At 66.5% G+C, this 17,977-nt stretch carries 16 protein-coding genes and 1 pseudogene; 3 read left to right on the forward strand and 14 right to left on the reverse strand.

The window, feature by feature from the left end; all coding sequences use genetic code 11:
* Positions 1-34: 34 nt before the first annotated feature.
* Positions 35-175 (reverse strand): annotated as a pseudogene (locus tag KV110_RS41930) (DUF4158 domain-containing protein); the annotation flags it as partial.
* A 213-nt stretch (positions 176-388) separates the two neighbouring features.
* Between KV110_RS41930 and KV110_RS16430 the strand changes: the two are divergent.
* The 3 genes from KV110_RS16430 to KV110_RS16440 all read left to right on the forward strand — a co-directional run bounded on the left by KV110_RS16430 (position 389) and on the right by KV110_RS16440 (position 5,218).
* Entirely contained in the window at positions 389-1,510 is a 1,122-nt protein-coding gene (locus KV110_RS16430) for an FAD-dependent oxidoreductase (protein WP_218477059.1), read from the forward strand.
* A gap of 1,290 nt (positions 1,511-2,800) precedes the next feature.
* On the forward strand, positions 2,801-3,289 hold the full coding sequence (locus KV110_RS16435; RefSeq protein ID WP_218477060.1) for a hypothetical protein: 489 nt from the start codon (positions 2,801-2,803) through the stop codon (positions 3,287-3,289).
* Positions 3,290-3,988: 699 nt separating this feature from the next.
* Complete coding sequence (locus KV110_RS16440; RefSeq protein WP_246634583.1) at positions 3,989-5,218, forward strand: alpha/beta fold hydrolase; 1,230 nt, start codon at positions 3,989-3,991, stop codon at positions 5,216-5,218.
* Between the two features lie 385 nt (positions 5,219-5,603).
* Here KV110_RS16440 and KV110_RS16445 read toward each other — a convergent pair whose 3' ends face one another.
* From KV110_RS16445 to KV110_RS16505, 13 genes are all read right to left on the reverse strand, one after another.
* A complete protein-coding gene (locus tag KV110_RS16445) occupies positions 5,604-5,963 on the reverse strand; it encodes a hypothetical protein (protein WP_218477061.1) in 360 nt (119 codons plus the stop codon).
* Positions 5,947-6,513: a helix-turn-helix domain-containing protein gene (locus tag KV110_RS16450; RefSeq protein WP_218477062.1), complete on the reverse strand. Its 567-nt coding sequence runs from the start codon at positions 6,511-6,513 to the stop codon at positions 5,947-5,949. The genes KV110_RS16445 and KV110_RS16450 overlap by 17 nt, the downstream gene beginning before the upstream one ends.
* Positions 6,514-6,817: 304 nt before the next feature.
* Positions 6,818-7,780, reverse strand: coding sequence for a radical SAM protein (locus KV110_RS16455; protein ID WP_218477063.1), 963 nt, complete (start codon positions 7,778-7,780; stop codon positions 6,818-6,820).
* A 1-nt stretch (position 7,781) separates the two neighbouring features.
* The gene (locus tag KV110_RS16460; protein WP_218477064.1) at positions 7,782-8,669 is read right to left on the reverse strand and encodes a DEAD/DEAH box helicase family protein; all 888 of its coding nucleotides are present in this window, start codon (positions 8,667-8,669) and stop codon (positions 7,782-7,784) included.
* A 150-nt stretch (positions 8,670-8,819) separates the two neighbouring features.
* Positions 8,820-9,056, reverse strand: coding sequence for a non-oxidative hydroxyarylic acid decarboxylases subunit D (locus tag KV110_RS16465; protein WP_218477066.1), 237 nt, complete (start codon positions 9,054-9,056; stop codon positions 8,820-8,822).
* Between the two features lie 8 nt (positions 9,057-9,064).
* Complete coding sequence (locus KV110_RS16470) at positions 9,065-10,495, reverse strand: non-oxidative hydroxyarylic acid decarboxylases subunit C (RefSeq protein WP_218477067.1); 1,431 nt, start codon at positions 10,493-10,495, stop codon at positions 9,065-9,067.
* A 3-nt stretch (positions 10,496-10,498) separates the two neighbouring features.
* On the reverse strand, positions 10,499-11,956 hold the full coding sequence (locus tag KV110_RS16475; RefSeq protein ID WP_218477068.1) for an aldehyde dehydrogenase family protein: 1,458 nt from the start codon (positions 11,954-11,956) through the stop codon (positions 10,499-10,501).
* The gene (locus tag KV110_RS16480; RefSeq protein WP_218477069.1) at positions 11,953-12,612 is read right to left on the reverse strand and encodes a UbiX family flavin prenyltransferase; all 660 of its coding nucleotides are present in this window, start codon (positions 12,610-12,612) and stop codon (positions 11,953-11,955) included. Before KV110_RS16480 ends, KV110_RS16475 begins: the two co-directional genes overlap by 4 nt.
* A 29-nt stretch (positions 12,613-12,641) precedes the next feature.
* Positions 12,642-13,676: a zinc-binding dehydrogenase gene (locus KV110_RS16485; protein ID WP_218477070.1), complete on the reverse strand. Its 1,035-nt coding sequence runs from the start codon at positions 13,674-13,676 to the stop codon at positions 12,642-12,644.
* Between the two features lie 142 nt (positions 13,677-13,818).
* Entirely contained in the window at positions 13,819-14,178 is a 360-nt protein-coding gene (locus KV110_RS16490; protein ID WP_218477071.1) for an FmdB family zinc ribbon protein, read from the reverse strand.
* Between the two features lie 9 nt (positions 14,179-14,187).
* A complete protein-coding gene (locus KV110_RS16495) occupies positions 14,188-15,003 on the reverse strand; it encodes an N-acyl homoserine lactonase family protein (protein WP_218477072.1) in 816 nt (271 codons plus the stop codon).
* Positions 15,004-15,354: 351 nt separating this feature from the next.
* Positions 15,355-16,557, reverse strand: coding sequence for a PucR family transcriptional regulator (locus tag KV110_RS16500; RefSeq protein WP_218477073.1), 1,203 nt, complete (start codon positions 16,555-16,557; stop codon positions 15,355-15,357).
* A gap of 41 nt (positions 16,558-16,598) precedes the next feature.
* Complete coding sequence (locus tag KV110_RS16505) at positions 16,599-17,975, reverse strand: cytochrome P450 (RefSeq protein ID WP_218477074.1); 1,377 nt, start codon at positions 17,973-17,975, stop codon at positions 16,599-16,601.
* Positions 17,976-17,977: the final 2 nt, after the last annotated feature.

The following is a 17,977-nucleotide window of genomic DNA, read 5'->3' on the forward strand; positions in this document are numbered from 1 at the left end:
ACAAATCCAGCGCCTCCAGATGCCCGTGATCACACTCCATCGCACCCGCCGGGCGCCAGCCCAGATACCGCGCCACCAACCGCACATGCTCGGTGCGTGTCTGCGCACGCCGCCCGTACGAACGAAGCTGCGCCGCATCAACTTTCAACTGCTCAGCCAGCCGCGCCACCGCCACCCAGCCCCGGTCGCCCGCGAGGCGGATGCCGGGATAGAGTCCCAAGGTCGCGAAAAACGATGCTCCGCGGAGCCAGCCGCCCGCCGAACATCGCGCATACATCGATACAGGACCGTTCTGATCGATGAGCGTCTCCTTGCCGAGATCGGGCATCCCGTCCGCTCCCGGCGCCGACCAGCACCGGCGCGTGCCGGCACAACAGAGGAGCGCAATATGGAGAAGACCATCGCCATCGTCGGAGCGGGACTGGGCGGGCTGACGCTCGCCCGGGTGTTTCAGGCTCACGGCGTCGCCACGACGATCTACGAGAGCGAGACTTCGGCGACGACCCGCGCGCAGGGCGGCCTGCTCGACATCCACGAAGAGACCGGACAGGTCGCGCTTCGCGCAGCCGGTCTGTACGACGATTTTCGCACTCTGGTGCGCCCCGGCGAGGACGCCAAACGCGTGGTCGACCGCCACGGCACGATCCTGTTCGACCGACCCGCAGACCCCGGTTCGGCCCGTCCGGAGGTGGATCGTGGCGAACTCAGGCGCCTGCTCATCGACTCGCTGACGCCCGAGACGATCAGGTGGGGCCACAAGCTCGCCTCGATCCGGCACCGTCCGGAAGGTGGTTGCGACCTCACCTTCGCGAACGGTTCCGCCGCGCGCGCCGACATTGTCATCGGCGCGGACGGTGCCTGGTCCACGGTGCGTCCGCTGCTCACCCCTGCCACGCCTCGCTACAGCGGAACCTGCTTCATCGAGATCGCTCTTGCCCCAGGCGATCCGAACCATCGGGCTAGTGTGGCCGCAATCGGCAGCGGCACTCTGATAGCGGCCGCGCCGGGCAAAGGCATCACCGTCCATCGCTACGCCAACGGGCTCGTGCGCGGCTACGTGGTGCTGAACAAGCCCGAGGGGTGGATGAGGTCGATCGACTTCGGCGACCCGTCCGCTGGCCTGCGTCAAGTCTGCGACGAGTTCGACGGCTGGTCACCGCTGCTCACCGCCTTCGTGACAGCGAGCGACGCGAAACCGTTGCTCCGACCCATCTATGCCCTTCCCGTCGGGCTCAGATGGGACCGGACGCCCGGCGTGACGCTCGTCGGCGACGCCGCTCATTTGATGTCACCCTTTTCCGGCGAGGGCGCGAACCTCGCCATGTACGACGGTGCCGACCTGGCCAGCGAGCTGGTCGAGCAACCCGACATCGAGGTCGCGCTCGCCGCCTACGAAGCGCGGCTATTCCCGCGTAGTAGCGAGGTCGCCGACCGCTCGGCGCAGAACCTGGAGATCTTCTACGGCCCGGACGCACCGCAGAGCGTAGTCACTCTCTTCGATAACCCCTGAACGAAGGACCATGAGTTCAGCATTCCCGCCTTGAACGTGCGGCCTGCTCAGCACGGCGACGATCAGGACGGCGCCGGAGTTCAGCGCCTGGCGTCGAGCGGATGCTCCTCGATCGGCGCGCGACCAACGCTTGGACAACGTCGGCGTACTCGACGGCGGTCTGAACGCGGCGACCAGACGCAGCAGATCAGCGGCAGCGACGAGCCTCGGACTGTTTGTGCCCGCGCGAAATGGCGCGGTTACCTCGAGGAAGCCCGCAAATCCGGCAGCGTGACTGCGTACCGGCACTACGCGAAAAGGTGAGCGGCGGCGACCAACACCCGCTCGCGAGACTCGCGGGCTCGCAACTGTTTCGGCCGCTACCACCGCGGAGGCTGTCACCGCGCCCCCCGTCGTCGCCGCACCGGCCGCGACGATTCTGCCGACAAACTAGGTCGCCGCCCGATCTCCCGACACCGCTCGGGCGGGCCGTGCATCACCCCCGACTACAAGGTGCGGATTACCGCCAAGGCGCCAGAGCAGTTCCATGACAGCGAACTACCCAGTATGCGCGAGGGGCGATACGACGAAATTGATTGCTGGAACGGCTGGAATGGCATCAACCTTTCGAAGCAGCCATAACCCACTCCGCCAGTCCCAGGGACCGAGATGGCCGGTACGTCCGGCGATTGCTTGCTGATGGCTGGACATCGGCACACCCTGCAACGGCCCGAGTTAACCTCGGGCCGTTGATCTTTCGCGGGATGCTACGCACAGCAACCGGCCGAACCACACGCGGACGTTCTCTAATAACGGTGCCTGGCCGCTTCAACTCATTGCACTCATGCCAATTTCAGTGCATCGGCTCAGCTGGGGATGCCCACTAGTGCCGTCTCATCCGCCGATGAGGTGCATCATCGACCGGCTGGAAAACACACTCTTCTGCCGCTGCGCGAGCGTTCTGCGTGGCTAGATCGACTGCGGCGCAGAACATCCGGTCTTGCCGAATACCGGCTGTCGGGGAACGATCCCGTAGTCCTCATCAGGCCATGAAGCATGGACAGCATGGCATCGAGAGCAGCGTGCTGGACGTTCTCGCGCACCTCGTTGTCAGCTCCGGGTGCCGTAGTTCTGGTGTCCCGGGCGTTCGCAGTCTGCAGCATCCATCTTCGTCATCCCGGCATGCCTTCTGACGGATCCGTTGTCGGCCTGTGGGTTTCGGCCGGAGGCACGCCGGGTACAGGATTTCGCTGCGGATGGGCTGCGCGGGTAGCGTCGCCCGCGGAGAGGTCGCTCAGATCGGACGGAGGCATGATGGTGTCGCTGGGGCGGTGGTGGCGCTGCGTCACCTGCTGGCGCGTGTTGACCCTGGTCCTGGTCGCATTACCACAGGTGCTCACTGCGGACTTCCCGGAGCTGCCGGACAGCGACGCCGGGGCGATCCACAGCGACGCCGAGGCGATCCACTTCAAGGCCATCGGGGTGGCCTACCTGCCGACGCGGCCGCTGCTCGAGCAATGGCTCGTATATGTCGCAGAGTCCGGCCTCGTGGTGCTGCTGCCCGCAGTCGTATTCGCGCTGCCGCGCAGGCATTACCGGCTCGGAACGCGCTGGGCCGCAGGCATTCTGGCCGTTCTCGGCGCGGTAGACGGATATCTCGGGATGAAGGCGCTCGAGCACAACGACACGGCGGGATGGGATTTGCTGCTCTTGTCGCCGTTCTACCTGTTGGCGGCGGGCGCGCTCGTGCTGAGTGAGCGGCAGCACCGGCCCGAGACGAGTGAGCCCGCGACGAGCTAGCGTTGCAATGACACAACACTAGGGCGTGTCTCTCGATAGCCTCAGCCGGGCGACCTGGCCCAGCTGAGGCGGTTTCATATCCCCCACACCGGAGACCACGCACAACATGACCAACGACAGGAGCTGTCGGCAGCTGAGTGTTGTCACGTTTGGCGAACAGCAGCTCGGCGCCTCACGAACGTCCGGTATTGCCGCGGTGCGGGCGTTTGCGTGACGAGATCGACTGCGGCGCAGTACATCCGGTATAGGCGATTACCGCGTGCTCTCCGGTGTTCTGAAACCGCCTGGTCGTGGTCGGACGCGCCGACCCGGCCATAGATCTTGGTGATGGTCGCTGGGCCACGAGCACGATCCGACACCAGCCGACAGGTCTACCGGCACCGAACCACGCGAGTGCAGTTGCAGTACTAGGCGAGTCTGAGTGGGCCACGCCCAGAATTCGCAGAACGCTCCGACGAACCGAATGCTCATGGCCGATCGGAACGCACTCTCTTGCCGCGACCCGCGCGGTTCGAGGCGGTCATGCGGCATGCTCGAAAGATCAACCTGCCGAGATCATCTCGGGGGGCGAGACGCACCATATAGCCGGTCTCAGTGCCGACCGCTACCGTCCGATCGGTCGAAACGTGGCCGAATACACTGGACTCTCAGGTCAATTCACGTGGCCGCCCCAGAGCCCGTTCTGGTTGAATCGCCCGCATGGCAACCAGCGTGCGCATCCCCGGCCTGGTACTCACCGAGCACGAGTTCTCCGTCCCCCTCGACCATTCCCGCCCTGACGGCCCGAAGATCACCGTCTTCGCTCGGGAGATCGCCGATCCGGACGGGCTCGACCGGCCGTTTCTCCTCTACCTCCAAGGCGGGCCCGGGCACGAGGCGCCGCGGCCGTCGCGTGGGGCGCCGAGCTGGCTGCCGCGGGCGTTGCAGGAGTACCGAGTGCTGATGCTCGACCAGCGCGGCACCGGACGGTCCACGCCGGTCGGCACGTTGTCCGGCACTCCGGCCGAGCAGGCCGAATACCTCACCCACTTCCGCGCCGACGCGATAGTCCGCGACGCGGAGTTCGTGCGGCGGCAGCTGAGCGTCGAGAAGTGGAGCGTGCTCGGGCAGTCGTTCGGCGGGTTTTGCACGCTCGCCTACCTTTCCCACGCTCCCGAAGCCCTGGCCGAGGCCTTCTTCACCGGCGGGCTGCCGCCGATCGCGCGGCATCCCGACGAGGTCTACACCGCGACGTTCGCCAACCTGATCGAGCGCAACCGCCAGTACTACCTCCGCTATCCGGGCGATCGCGGCCGGGTCGAGGCGCTGCTGCCGATGCTCGACGACGGGGCCGTCGTCCTGCCCGACGGCAGTCCGCTCACCGCGCGGTTGTTCCAGCAGCTCGGGTACGTCCTCGGTGCCAGCGGCGGCGAGGAGGCGCTGCATTATCTGCTCGAACGCGACCCGAAGTCCTCCGCCTTCGCGCACGACGTCGCCAACTCGCTGCCGTTCACCACGCGCAATCCGCTGTACTCGGTGATCCACGAGTCGTCCTACTCCGACGGATTCCCCACCCGCTGGTCCGCCGAGCGCGTGCTGCCGGACATGTTCCGCACCGACCGGACACTGTTCACCGGAGAGCACGTGTTCCCCTGGCTCTTCGACGACTTCCACGGTCTCCGGCCGATGAAGGAGACCGCCGAGCTGCTCGCCGCACACGAGTGGCCGCGCCTGTATGACGCCGACGTGCTGCGCGAGTGCACGGTCCCGGCGGCGGCCGCGATCTACGCCAACGACATGTACGTCGAGCGGAAGTTCTCCGAGGAGACCGCGCGGTTGATCCCGACACTGCGGCCGTGGATCACCAACGAGTACGAGCACAACGGGCTGCGCGCGTCGGGCGATCACGTGCTCGGGCGGTTGATCGACCTCGTCCGCGGCCGGGTCTGACGAGTTGTGAGGGAACCTGAGGGACTCTGATTCACCTGGAAGCTGGTGCGCAGTTGCGAAAGTCGTGGCGGCCATCCATCGATTCGTTCTGCCCGACGACGCCGAACACCGGCCGTAGGCGCATTCCGCTATCGCCGCCGACCGCGCTGACCGAGCCAGCCAGCGGGCCGATGAGCGAGAGCTATTATTCGCTCGCAACGCTTTTCGCCTTGCCAGTTGCGATACCCGACGTCGCAAGTCGTTCTACATCAAACGGTTCTGGAATCCGTCCCGCTGACTTCAGTTGACGCAAGTACACTCTCATGCCGCCGGGCGCGCGTTGGACGGCCGTCCAAACCGGTTGGCTGACAGCACATCCAAACGCGCGCACATGCCGATGCGCGCGCTACGGATCCTGCGGGAGTCGTCCCAATTCCTGACGGGCGAGATCTACAAAAGCCAGATAAGCGGTGCGCATCTGCTGCTCGTCCTCATCGTTCGAAGCTCGGTTCCAGGCCGCCATGAGCTCGCGAGCGCGGGGGCTGCCGAATGTCGCTACGGCTATGCCCGCGTCCATCTCGAGTCGTACGCGTTCGGATTTTGTCCAGGTCTGTTCGATCTCGGCCAGCTTGGCCGCCTTGCCCTGGCGGGCATAGCGTTTGCGGCGCAAGTTCAGATCAGCTGCTCGGAGCGCGGTGAAATACGCCTCACGTCGTTCCGCTACCGATCGGCTGAGTGCGGCCGATTCCTCACCGCGCCGAGCCATCCATTCCACCTGCCTGCGTCCCTGATGGCCGCTGAGCCACGTGAAGAAGACACCGGTCACCGCTGCCACACCGGTCGCCGTCGGACCCACCCATTCCCATGCCATCGTATGATTTTGCCTGCGGCAACGGCCAAGCGCGAGAACGGTTTCGAGTGCCGAATCCCGACGGGACATCTGCTGGCGGGAACCATAGGTCGCGCTGGGCGAGCTCGCCGGCCTGATACTCAGTGCGCGAGGCCGGGTCTGGCGGCGTGAACAACGGCCGCAGCTGCTGCACCCGTTCGAAGAACACCGTCTTGCCGCGCTGCCAGCCAATCCGTTCCATGATCACCGTGGTCGGCATGTCCGGGAACTCCGATAGCAGCGCCCGAATTTGCGGTTCGAACGCATCGACCGCCGAGCCCTTCGCCGCCCGTTGATATCTCGGGGGTTCGTGCGCAGCTAGGGCTTTCTTCACGGTGTTCTTCGAGACGTGCATACGCCGGGCGATGGCCCGGATCGGCATGCCTTCGGCCCGATGCAATCGGCGGATTCCCGCCCAGTCCTCCATGTTGAGCACCTCATGATTCGGCACAGGGTGGGTCAGCGTTCGCCCGGAACTACGGGGTCAGGATCGCACCGGAATCGACACGCAGTCTCCCCAAAGGCCGTGCAGGTGGGTGGACTGCTGGCCGAAGGTTTCGGGCGGAGCGGTTGTCTGGCGCGACGGCCTGGAACAGCCAGCGGGAGTTGCGGTTCGCATGTTCGTGCGTTGGTCGGTCGGGTCGAGGACCAGTGCGGCGCGGCTCTACTCATCGAGGTGAATAGCGCATGTCTCGAGTCTCGACATTTCACTATTTGAACTCTCGCAGTCGTCAAAGTAGCGGCAGCTGTTCGCCCGCGTGGGTGGGCGGTTTCAGGTTGTGGACGTACTGTTTCCAGGTGGGGAGTCCGTGTCCGGCGGCGCGGGCATGCACATGGCGGGCCAGCTCGGTGGTGTAGTCGGTGGGCATGGCCCGGTGGTGGCGGTAGCGGGCGGCGAGGCGGTGGTACAGCCGTGGGGGCAGGGTGTCGGCGGCGCGCTGCAGGAACCAGGGACGCAGGGCCGGGTCGATGCGCATGACATCGGGGAAGACGGTGACCGCGCCAGCCTCGGTGCAGGCGTCGACGAGTGCGTTCAGGGCGGCGGGGTGATCGCCGACGTGGGGGATGATTGGGGCGAGCAGTGCGCCGGTGGGCACCCCGGCGCGGTTAAGGGTCCGGATGAGGTCGAGCCGCAGCTTTGGGGGCGCGGCGGCGGGTTCGAAGGCGCGGCGGACGCGGTCGTCGAGGCTGCCGAGCGACACCATGACCAGGACGTCGGCGTGGCGGGCGGCGCGGGCGAACAAGTCGGTGTCACGGGCGAGCAGGGCGCTTTTGGTGGCGATGGTGAAGTCGATGCGATAGTCGCCTAACGCTGCGAGGATCTCGGGCATGAGCCGGTAGCGGGCTTCGGCGCGCTGGTAGCAGTCGGTGGCGGTGCCGACCATGACCCAGCCGCCGGTGCCGCGGCCGCGCCGCAACTCGCTGCGCAAAACGGCGGCGGCGTTGGTTTTCACCACGATCTGGGTGCTGAAGTCCTCGCCGATGTCCCAGCCCAGGTGACGGTGACCGCGGCGAGCGAAGCAGTAGGTGCAGGCGTGCGCGCAGCCCCGGTATGGGTTGAGCGTCCAGGCGATCTCGCCCCCGCCGGACATCGGGTTGAGCAGCGACTTGGCGCGTTGTTCGTGGAAGGTCATGGCGCCGAACGCATCGACACCACTGGCGTCGGGATCAGGGACAGCGAACAGTCCGTCCATGTCACCGCGTCCCGGCTGCGGGTGGGGTCGGCGATGCGCTCACGGTGTGTGCTGTGATGCCGTGTCGCTGATTGTGGGTGAGTTGACGTGCGCGGCGGCGGTCGGTCTCGGTGATGGCAGCGTGCATGGCCGGGGTGGTGGTGTCGGCGTAGAGGTGCATTTCCCCGGCGATATTGCGGGCGGCGCGGCCGATGGTCTGGATCAGCGCGGCGGGGATGCGCTGCGCCAGGGCGATGTGGCGCTTGGTGGGGAAGATCATGAGTTTGTCGGTCGGCTCGGCGAGGCGGCCGGTGTCTGGTTCGAGGTGGTGCATGGCCTCGATCTCGTCGCCGAAGGATTCGATGCGACAACTCCCGCCACCCCAGGTGGGCATGACCTCGATGGTGTCTCCTCGCAGCCGGAAGCCGCTGCGCTGCAACCGAGTATCGTCGCGGCGGTAGACGATCGCGACCAGATCGTCGAGCAGTTGTTGATGCGAGTAGGTCGTGGTGCCGGTCCTCAGGGTGAGGGCGTGGTCGTAGTAGTCGGCCGGTGTGGCCATGCCGTAGATGGCGGAGACGGTGGCGACGACGATGACGTCGCGCCGAACCAGCAGCGATTCCAGCGCCTGGTAGCGGGCGGCGTCGACCGCGCCGTCGGTGATGGCGTCCTTGGGCAGGTAGCGGGCGAGCAGCTTGTTCGGGGCGATGATGAGCATAAGGAGTTGCACGCGTTCGGCCAGCCAGGCCAGGGTCGCGGTCTTGCCGATGCCGGTCGCGCCGTGCAGCAGCGAATGTCGTTCTCCCGCGGCGATCCGGGCGGCCAGGGTAGCGATAGCTGCTGGTTGATCCCCGGCGGGGCGCATGGACGTGACCACACGAAAGGCGGTGTCAGGGTGGACGGGTTGCATGGATACTCCTTCGGCCGGGGTGAGCGTTCGACGGTAGGAGTTCATTAGGACGACCAATGTCCGCCCAGTGCCGGATGTGACCAGGCTCGCCGCAGGGTCACAGGCTCGGTGGTCCCTGTTCGATACGGCGCAGCGTGGCGGTGGCGCCGATCAGCTGTGCTGGTCGGTTGAGTGCAGCGGCGGAATGGCGGGGACCTCGGGTGCGGTGTTGATGTCGGTGTCGGTCATCCGGAACTGTTCGGGATACAGCTCGGGTTGAGTGCGGCGCGGGGGTTCGGTGGTGCGCCAGGTGTAGAGGCAGCGCGTGCACTGCAGTACCTGCCACGTGTCGGCTACCGGGGCGTGGGCAAGAACATGGGTTTCGGTGTTGTCACAGCGCGGGCACATAGGGGTCCTCATTTCCTGCGGTCGGCGATGAGAGCTGATAGTCGGGTGATCCACTCGCCGGTCTCGGGCAGGTCACGAACCGGTTGGTGGTAGTGCCCGCGGCTGTCGGGTGGGACCGGGGTGGTGGCGTCGATGATCAGTTTGTTGCTGATGCCGGGCGGTTGTGATCCTGGATCCAGTTCCAGGACAGAGAGATTCGGCAGATTGATCAGGTCACCTGCGGGGTTGACTTTGGTCGAGAGCGCCCACATGACCTGGGGCAGGTTGAACGGGTCGACGTCTTCGTCGACGACGACGACGATTTTCAGGTAGCCGAGCCCGTGGGGGGTGGTGATGGCGCGCAGACCGACGTCCTTGGCGAAGCCGCCGTAGCGTTTGCCGGTGGCGATGATCGCGAGCAGCCCGTGGGTGTACATGGCGTTGACCGCGCGGATCTCGGGGAACTCGGCGCTGAGTTGTTTGTAGAGCGGCACGCAGGTGGCTGGGCCGATGAGGTAGTCCAGTTCGGTCCAGGGCATGCCGAGGTAGAGGGATTCGAAAATGGGGTCGGTGCGGTAGTGGACGCGGTCGATACGGATGACCGGCATGCGTCGTCCGCCGGAGTAGTGACCGGTGAATTCGCCGAACGGGCCTTCGATTTCGCGGGTCCGTGCTTCGATGACACCTTCGAGCACCACTTCGCTGCCCCACGGGACGTCGAAGCCGGTGAGTGGGGCGCGCGAGAGCACCGCGGGCGCGCCGCGCAGGGCGCCGGCGAGCTCGTATTCGCTCTGGTCGTAAGCCAGGGGGATGGCGGCGACAAAGGTGGTGACCGGGTCGTTGCCCAGACTGATCGCGACCGGTAGGTCGTGTCCTTGCTCTTCTGCCTTGGCCAGTTGCAGTGCGATGTCGTGCATCGGCACCGGCTGGATGCCGAGCCGGTTGCGGCCTTTGACCTGTAGCCGGTAGATCCCGACGTTCTGTTTGCCGAAGTTGTCGAGATCGTACGGGTCGCGGCTGACGATGGCCGCCTTGTCGATGTAGAAGCCACCGTCGCCATCATTGAGCCGGAACAGCGGCAGCACCCCGAACAGGTCGACGTCGTCGCCTTCGGCGGTGTTCTGTGCCCACGGTGGATCATCTCGCCAGCGCGGCGCGACCGGGAATTGATCCCAGCGGCGGGCGAATTCGTCGATTTGGGCTCGTACCGGGGTGTCTTTGGGCAGCCCGAGAGCCAGGGCGTGGTTGGCCCAGGAACCGTGCACACCCAGGGCCACCCGGGCGGCGTCGAATCCGTGGATCCGGTCGAAATACAGGGCGGGTGCGGTGTCGCCGAGGCGTGCTTGAGCGTTGGCGGCTGCGGCCAGGTCAGGTTCCGCGGCCACCTCGTCGGAGATGCGCAGCAACTGACCGTTGTCGTCGAGGGCGGTGAGAAACGCCCGTAGGTCGTCGTAGGGCATTGTTCAGCTCACCTTTGCCGATGTCGTTGCCGAGGCCAGGGTGATCCAGCGCAGTTCGGTGAACGCCTCGAGGTTGGCCGTCCCGCCGAAACGCGAGCCCGATCCCGACTGGCGCATGCCGCCCATGGGGGCGATGGCGTCGTCGGCGATGGTTTGGCCGTTGATGTGCACGATTCCGGTGGGGATCCGGGCCGCCAGATCCAGGCCGGCGACCGGGTCGGCGGTCAAGATGCCCAGTGAGAGACCGTATTGGGAGTCCGCGGCCATGGCGAGGCCCAGCTCGATATCGGTGAAGGTGCGCACCGGTGCGACCGGGCCGAAGATTTCCTGGGCGTAGGCGGGAGTCGAGTCGGAGACGCCGGTGAGCACGGTGGGCCGGTAGAACAGCCCGTCGTAGCAGCCGCCGGCGGCGAGTTGGGCGCCGGCGGCGACGCTGTCGGTGACCACGGCGTGGATGCGGTCGCGCTGGGTTTCGTCGATGATGGGGCCGAGGTCGACTGCTGGGTCGCGGGGATCGCCCACGCGCAGTGAGTCGGCGATCTGCACGAGCTGTTCGATGTAGTCTGCGGCGATATCGGCGTGTACCAGGTGCCGGCCGGTAGCCATGCAGATTTGGCCTTGGTGGAAGAACGAGCCAGCCGCGCCGGTGCGTGCTGCCCATTCCACGTCGACATCGGGCAGCACCAGCACCGCGGAGTTACCGCCGAGTTCGAGGTGGGCTCGCTTGAACGTGTGCGCGGCGCGCACACCGATATGCTGGCCAACGGCGGTAGATCCGGTGAACGACACGACATCGACCGCGGGATGCTCGCGCATGATCGTGCCGATCGAGGAGTCCCCGGTCAGGACCGACAGCACACCGGTGGGCACCCCTGCCTTTTCGAAGACCCGTGCGATGCTCACTCCGCCGCAGATCGCGGTGCGGCGATCGGGCTTGAGGACCACCGCGTTTCCCAGGGCGAGTGCCGGGGCGACCGAGCGCATCGCCAACTCCAGCGGAGCGTTGAACGGCGCGATCACCGCGACTACCCCGCATGGGACCCGCATGGTGAGGTTCAACGGGAATTCCGCGCTGGGCAGCACTTCGCCGAGGGCCCGTCCGGCCAGATCAGCGGCCGCGAAGCACTCCTGGATGACCAGGTCGATCTCGAAACTGGCCTTCGCGTGTGCACTGCCCGATTCGCGGATCAGCCAGGTCTGGATCTCGTCACGGTGCCGGTCGAACAGCTCACCCGCCCGACGCAATACTGCTGCGCGCTCCTGATAACTCGCTGCTGCCCATTGCCGCTGGGCGCGGGCCGCGAGGGCGCAGGCTCGGGCGGCGGCCTGCGGACTGGGAACCCCGACACTGGCGAGGTGCTCACCGGTCGCTGGCTCCACCGAGGGACGGCTCGACTCGGCCGACTCCCAGCCGTCGATGAAGACGCGATCGGTCCAGATCTTCGAATCCAACAGAGTCACAGCGCTTCTCCTGCCTGTGCGGCGTGCGTGTGTGGCGTCGGGACGTGCCCGATACCGTTGGCGGTGCGTGCTTGTGCGAAGCCCTGCCATTCGTAGTTGTCGGTCTCGCCCAACTCGACCTGGTCGAGTAGGCGTGAGACGGTGTGATCCACCAGTGCATCGAGGGTTTCTGGGCGGCGATAGAACGCGGGCATCGGCGGGGCGATCACCACGCCCATCCGGCTCAGTGCGAGCAGGTTGTCGAGGTGGATGTCGTTGAGCGGGGTCTCGCGGGGCACGAGGACCAGCTTGCGTCGCTCTTTCAACGTGACATCGGCCGCGCGGGCGAGTAGCCCGTCGGCGTATCCGCTGCGGATGGCGGCTACCGTCTTCATGCTGCACGGGGCCACGATCATGCCGATGGTGCGGAACGAGCCCGAGGAGATGGCGGCGGCCTGGTCATCAGGGCTGTAACTGACATCTGCCAGTGCCGACACCTCCCGTACCGTCCTCGATGTCTCCCATTCGATGGTGCTACGCGCCCATCGGCTGATCACCAAATGGGTTTGCACCTCAGGGATCTCGCGTAATCGTTCGAGTAGCCGCACCCCGATGATCGCGCCGGTCGCACCGGACATGCCGACGACGAGCCGGGCCGGTGTGTGCCGAGCAGACATAGGCGTATCTCCTTTCCTGAGCGCGAGCCCTATGGCCGGACCATGACCTTGATGGATTTGCGGTCGGCCATCGCGGCATAGCCGCGGGCGACATCGTCGAGGACTACCTCGGTGTCGAAGATCGGCGAGGGATCGATGCGCCCTGCCAAGACGTCGTCGAGCAGCTCCGGCAGATAGGCGCGCGCGGGGGACAGACCGCCCGCGACGCCGATATTGCGGCTGTAGAGGGTGGTGAGGGGTAGCCCGTCGATGCCGACCGGTTTGCCGACATAGCCGATCGTCGCGCCGTCGCGGGCGATATCGATCGCGGTTTGCCAGGTCTGGGCTCCGCCGACACATTCGAGTACCGCGCTCGCGCCCAGCCCGCCGGTCAACTCCAGCACCCGCGCCACCGCCTCTTCACCCCGCTCGGACACGATGTCGGTCGCACCGAATCGGCTCGCTATCTCGGCTCGTTCGGTGTGGTGGCTCAGCGCGATGACCTGTTGTGCCCCCAGCGATTTCGCTGCCAGCACGGCGCACAGCCCGACCGCGCCGTCACCGATCACCGCCGCCACCGACCCGTGCTCCACGCGCGCGCATCGGGCGGCGTGGCGGCCGGTGGCCAGCACATCCGACAACGCAAGCAGCTTCGGCAGCATCGAGTCGTGCACCGGCGGCGGTACCCGTACCAGCGTCCCGTCGGCGAAGGGCACCCGCACCGCCTCGCCCTGCCCGCCGTCGACCCCGCCGGTGCCCCACACGCCCCCGTTGGGGCACGAACTGTGCAGTCCGGCAAGGCAATACGGGCAGGTCCCGTCGCTCCACCGGAACGGGGCGATCACGAAATCGCCGACGGCGACGGTGCGTACTTCCGGGCCTGCGTCGATGATCTCGCCCACGAATTCGTGTCCTGCCCGCCGGCCGGGCTCGACCTGCTGGTCACCCCGGTACAGCCACAGGTCGGTACCGCAGATACCGCTGGCGTGCACTCGGACCACCGCGTCGGTGGGTTCGCGGACAACGGGGTCGGCGACCTCATCGATCTCGATGTCACCCGTGGCGTGGACAACAGCTGCTCGCATGGTCACCTCTCCTTGTCCGGTGTCTTGTCCTGTCTTCAGCGTGCCGCCGTGGCGGGTGCATCGACGCTGTTGGTGCGGCGCGGGTTTGCTCGACGCGGCTGTGCCCGCGCACAACCAGCGACACGCCAGCCGAGACCCTTCCTTACGAGTCGCGCGGCACTGCCCGATCACCCATACGGAGCGGCTGGGCCGCGAAGGGGCCCTCATGCGCGAGCACCGGTCGACGGTCGCCGGCCAGCTCCGGGTACTGCGTCTCGAGCCGTTGGCGCCGGGTCATCACTTGATGCCAATGGCGGATTGTGTCGCGATCACCGTTGCCGGTCGCGCGCCAGCTGGCCGGTGCCCGCGCCCGGTCGGGTCCGGGGTCGGCGTGACCGACCAGGCCCCCACCGGGAAGGCGGTGCGCTGGTGTCCCGCACGCCGAGCAGATCATTTCGGTGTCCGGCGGTGCCAGGTGTTCGAAACGGTGGCCGCGCCGGCATTTGTATTCGTAGAGAATCATCACAGCCGCCTAGCGGTAATGCCCGTGGGGCGCGAATCGCAGACTGTCCTTCTGGTGTTCGTCATGGCCGAAAATGACCTGGGCGTCGGTGCGCTCGGCGATCTGGCGCAGCCGCTGCACGCTCTCGAGCCACCGCACGTTGTCCCACACGATCGCCGCGCCCGCGGCCGGTGGACCCCAGTTGGCCTCCAGATACACCGCGTCGGAGGTGAACAGTTTGGTCCCCTCCTCGGGCAGATCCACCTGCAGCGACATGGTTCCCCAGCTATGGCCCGGTGACTCGACCAAGGTGACCCCGTCCAAAATTTCGGTGTCGCCGCTGACGGGCTCGAAATTGATGCCGTCGAAGTCGTCAATGATGTAGGCGCCTGTCGATTCCGGCAGCCCGGCGACGCCGTCGATCTCGTCGGTGTGCGCGAATATGCGGGTGTGGCCGCCGGTGAACATTTGCGCATTGGCGGCGTGGTCGAGATGCAGGTGCGACAGCACGAGGATGTCGATATCGTCGGGAGCCAGTTCCAGCTCCGCCAGCGCCGAATCCAGGAACCCTGGACCATCGACCGGCTCGCGCACCGGGAAATACTCCTCGAATCCCGTTGCTGACCACCGCGTTTCCCAATCCCGGGGTACGCCGGTGTCCCACAGCAGCGTCGCATCGGGATGGCGGATCAGCACGGCATGGGTGGGGCAGCCGACCCAGCGGCGGCGCATGTCCCGATGATGTCGATCCGCGATCGTGCGCCCACCCTGCAGGAGCAACCATGTTTCGTCGCATTCCATCGTGCCGGTGTCGAGTAGCTGCACCGTCATGTCCTGGCTGGTCAAAGCACCCTCCTGACTGGGGTTTGGTCGGCACGAGATTGCCGCTGCTCTATTCCGATACCGCACGGCGGGCACGGTCTTCCCAGAAGAACTCGACTCGACGCGGGTCGGGTCCTTGCCCGCGAAGGACACGTCGGCAACCGATTGCCCGGTCACCAGTGCGAGGGTGCACCTCGGCTCGACCAGTAGCGACTACTGTTGACGCCCATAGCTACACGTTTGCACGACCCGCCCGCCGCGGGCATGGACGCCGGACCCATACTTGCGCCCGTTCGTTGTGCCCCCAGACACCCGAGCCCCGAACCGGTCGGCATCGACATGCACCGCACGCCGTGCGGCACCGGCACACACCGTCTATCGCGTCTCGGGTCGGTCGGGGAATAGTTCGCAGGCTCGCAAAGCAACGCGTAGCTCGGCGGTCGATACCGGATCGTCGAAGCTGACGCCGGTCAATTCCTGCACTCGCTGCAGCCGGTAGCGCACCGTATTGCGGTGGCAATGCAGGCGATTGGCCGCCTGGGGAGTCGAGCCGGCCGCGTCGAACCAGGCCCGGATCGTCTCGAGCAGCATATCCCGGTCCTGGACAGCTAGCGCCCGCACGGCGCCGAGGCGCCGGGTGATGAGTTCTGTTGCCTCCCGCGGTGCGGCCAGCAGAACTATCGCCAGCGGGTCGTCTCCGTAGACGCCGGCGCGTCGCGTGGTCCCCGCCAGACTCGCCAGCGCACGCCGGGCCTGCCGCAGCGCTTCGGCGGTTTCACCGATGTCGGCATACTCGATGCTGAGCCCGATCCGCGCGTCGGGATGATCGTTGCAGAACTGCTGAACGAGTCGGCAGTCCGAATCGGCCAGGGACACGATCGCGACCTGCTCGTCGGCCGTGAGCCTGCGGACAATCCGCGCTGAATCGTTGGGTCGGCGTTGTATACCGACACCGACTGCCTCGAAGGGTTTGTCCTGGCGCGCTACCGCGACACAAAATCGACCGCGTAACGGTAGTCCCAGCGATTCGGCGACCGTTCCTTGCACGTCGGGATCTCGGCCGCGCCCGGCAAGCAGCGCCTCGATCAGAGTGCTCAGCCGCTGGGTGTCACGCTGGGCGCGCTCGACCGCCGCCTGCTGGTAGCCCTCGAGCAGTGTGCGGGTGCCCACGTTCACCGCGCTGAACATTCGATCGCTCAGCATTTCCCGCAGCACACGGTCGTCGTCGGGGATCAGCGCCGCAGCCGCCTCTCGGAACATACGCGTGGTTTCGAGCACCACCGAAACTATTGCGGCGAACGGAAACCCTGCCTCGGCGCGCTGCCAACCAGCCAGGAACAGATGATCGACGCGCATATCCGCTCCGGTCAAATGATTGCAGATCTGATCCAGCACCTCCCGCAACGAGCGTTCCATCCGGGACTGCTGCTCGGGATCGAGATCGGCGACCTCGGGGATGACCTCGCGGGCGCGCGCGATCATCCTGCGCGCCAATTCCGGCACCCGATCACGCAACTGGCCGAAGACCGCTTCAGCCCGCGCATCCATGTCGTCGTGCACTCCAACTCGACCCACCACCACACCTCCTCGGAAACCCTGGATGCCGCTCACCTCGGCGTTCAACCCCGGCCGCATTGTTTAGCTGGCGTATGGCTGGGGCCACCGCGCCGCCGGGCCACCATTGGTAGCCGCTCGGGCCGGATGACCACACCGCGAACAGTCGTGCGAACAGTGGTGTGCGGTACCGGCTCGAAGCGCCACTGCGTGGCGATAGTGGCCAGTTGAATGAGCAGTTCGGTCATGGCGAAGGAGTCTCCGGGGCATTTGCGGGCCCCGGCGCTGAAAGGAATCGCGGCTTCATGACCGAATCCTTGACCGCGTTCGGGTGACCACCGCTGCGGATCGAACCGGTCGGGGTCGGGGAAGAACCGGGGGTCGTGATGGATCAGATACAGGCTCACCGCCACGACGCTGCCTGCCGGTATCACCGTCCCGCCTATCCGGAGGTCGGATTCGGTACGCATCGGCACAATCCACGACGAGTACTTCCGCAAGACTTCCTGGATCACCCACCGCGTGAAGGGCAAGGCGTCCAGATGCTCGGCGGTCACGGGCCCGCCGCATAGGACCGCGTCGAGTTCGGCGTACAACTGCTCGGCGATCGCGGCGTGTTCGGCGATCTCGTAGAGCGCCCATCCGAGCGCGGTAGCGGGTGTGTCGACCCCGGCCTCGAGCAGTCCGCACATTTCGTCGACCACTTCGCTGTGGCTGAGCGGGCGGCCGAGTTCGGCGTCGGTGTCGAACAGCAGGGCCGATACCAGGTCACCGGTGTTCCCGCGGGTGCGTGCTTGTTGCACGACATCGCTCATGACCTGCCGCAATGCCGCTCCACAGCTACGCAGCCGACGATGGGATCGCAACATCGACCACCGCAATGGCGCCGGTACCGCCCCCAGGTCGAAAGCCGCGGTGACGGCCCTGGGGAGGTGTGTCTGGACCGTGCGCAATTGTGCGGGTGCGAGGTGGGTGCCATACAACGCAGCGCACATGGTGGCCAGCGAGACAGTGAGCAGTTGCTGGTCGAGGTCGAGCGCCGCACCGTCGTGCCAGCTCCCCGTGACCGCCCGCGTTTGCTGCTCGATCGCGGCGACGTAACGCGGGATGGCTTGGGCGCGCAGGGGTGGGCTGTAGAGGCGGCGGCGGGCCCGATGCGCACGGCCGCTGATCACCGCCAGGGAACGGCCGAACAGCGCCTGACCGGCATCGGCCAGGCCGTCGCGGTTGACCCGTCCGCAGCGGCCGATCAGCAGCTCGTGTGCCAGGTGCGGATCGGTGAAGAGATAGACCGGTCGAGGGCCGAGCTGAAGTCGAACGATGTCCCCGTGTTCAGGCAGTGAACGCAGAAAGCCCAGCGGGTCGCGCCGCACCGGCAATGCGTGGCCGAGCAGCGGAAGCCGTCCGGGCGCGACGCCGACTCGGATTGCGGAACTATCCATGG

The organism is Nocardia iowensis (genome assembly GCF_019222765.1).
Lineage (GTDB): Bacteria > Actinomycetota > Actinomycetes > Mycobacteriales > Mycobacteriaceae > Nocardia > Nocardia iowensis.

What these genes read in the sequence shown, in the direction of transcription:
- KV110_RS16430 (WP_218477059.1), top strand. Translation starts at nt 389, where the DNA reads ATGGAGAAGACCATCGCCATCGTCGGAGCGGGACTGGGCGGGCTGACG.
- KV110_RS16435 (WP_218477060.1), top strand. Translation starts at nt 2,801, where the DNA reads ATGATGGTGTCGCTGGGGCGGTGGTGGCGCTGCGTCACCTGCTGGCGC.
- KV110_RS16440 (WP_246634583.1), top strand. Translation starts at nt 3,989, where the DNA reads ATGGCAACCAGCGTGCGCATCCCCGGCCTGGTACTCACCGAGCACGAG.
- KV110_RS16445 (WP_218477061.1), bottom strand. Translation starts at nt 5,963, where the DNA reads ATGGCTCGGCGCGGTGAGGAATCGGCCGCACTCAGCCGATCGGTAGCG.
- KV110_RS16450 (WP_218477062.1), bottom strand. Translation starts at nt 6,513, where the DNA reads ATGGAGGACTGGGCGGGAATCCGCCGATTGCATCGGGCCGAAGGCATG.
- KV110_RS16455 (WP_218477063.1), bottom strand. Translation starts at nt 7,780, where the DNA reads ATGGACGGACTGTTCGCTGTCCCTGATCCCGACGCCAGTGGTGTCGAT.
- KV110_RS16460 (WP_218477064.1), bottom strand. Translation starts at nt 8,669, where the DNA reads ATGCAACCCGTCCACCCTGACACCGCCTTTCGTGTGGTCACGTCCATG.
- KV110_RS16465 (WP_218477066.1), bottom strand. Translation starts at nt 9,056, where the DNA reads ATGTGCCCGCGCTGTGACAACACCGAAACCCATGTTCTTGCCCACGCC.
- KV110_RS16470 (WP_218477067.1), bottom strand. Translation starts at nt 10,495, where the DNA reads ATGCCCTACGACGACCTACGGGCGTTTCTCACCGCCCTCGACGACAAC.
- KV110_RS16480 (WP_218477069.1), bottom strand. Translation starts at nt 12,612, where the DNA reads ATGTCTGCTCGGCACACACCGGCCCGGCTCGTCGTCGGCATGTCCGGT.
- KV110_RS16485 (WP_218477070.1), bottom strand. Translation starts at nt 13,676, where the DNA reads ATGCGAGCAGCTGTTGTCCACGCCACGGGTGACATCGAGATCGATGAG.
- KV110_RS16490 (WP_218477071.1), bottom strand. Translation starts at nt 14,178, where the DNA reads ATGATTCTCTACGAATACAAATGCCGGCGCGGCCACCGTTTCGAACAC.
- KV110_RS16505 (WP_218477074.1), bottom strand. Translation starts at nt 17,975, where the DNA reads ATGGATAGTTCCGCAATCCGAGTCGGCGTCGCGCCCGGACGGCTTCCG.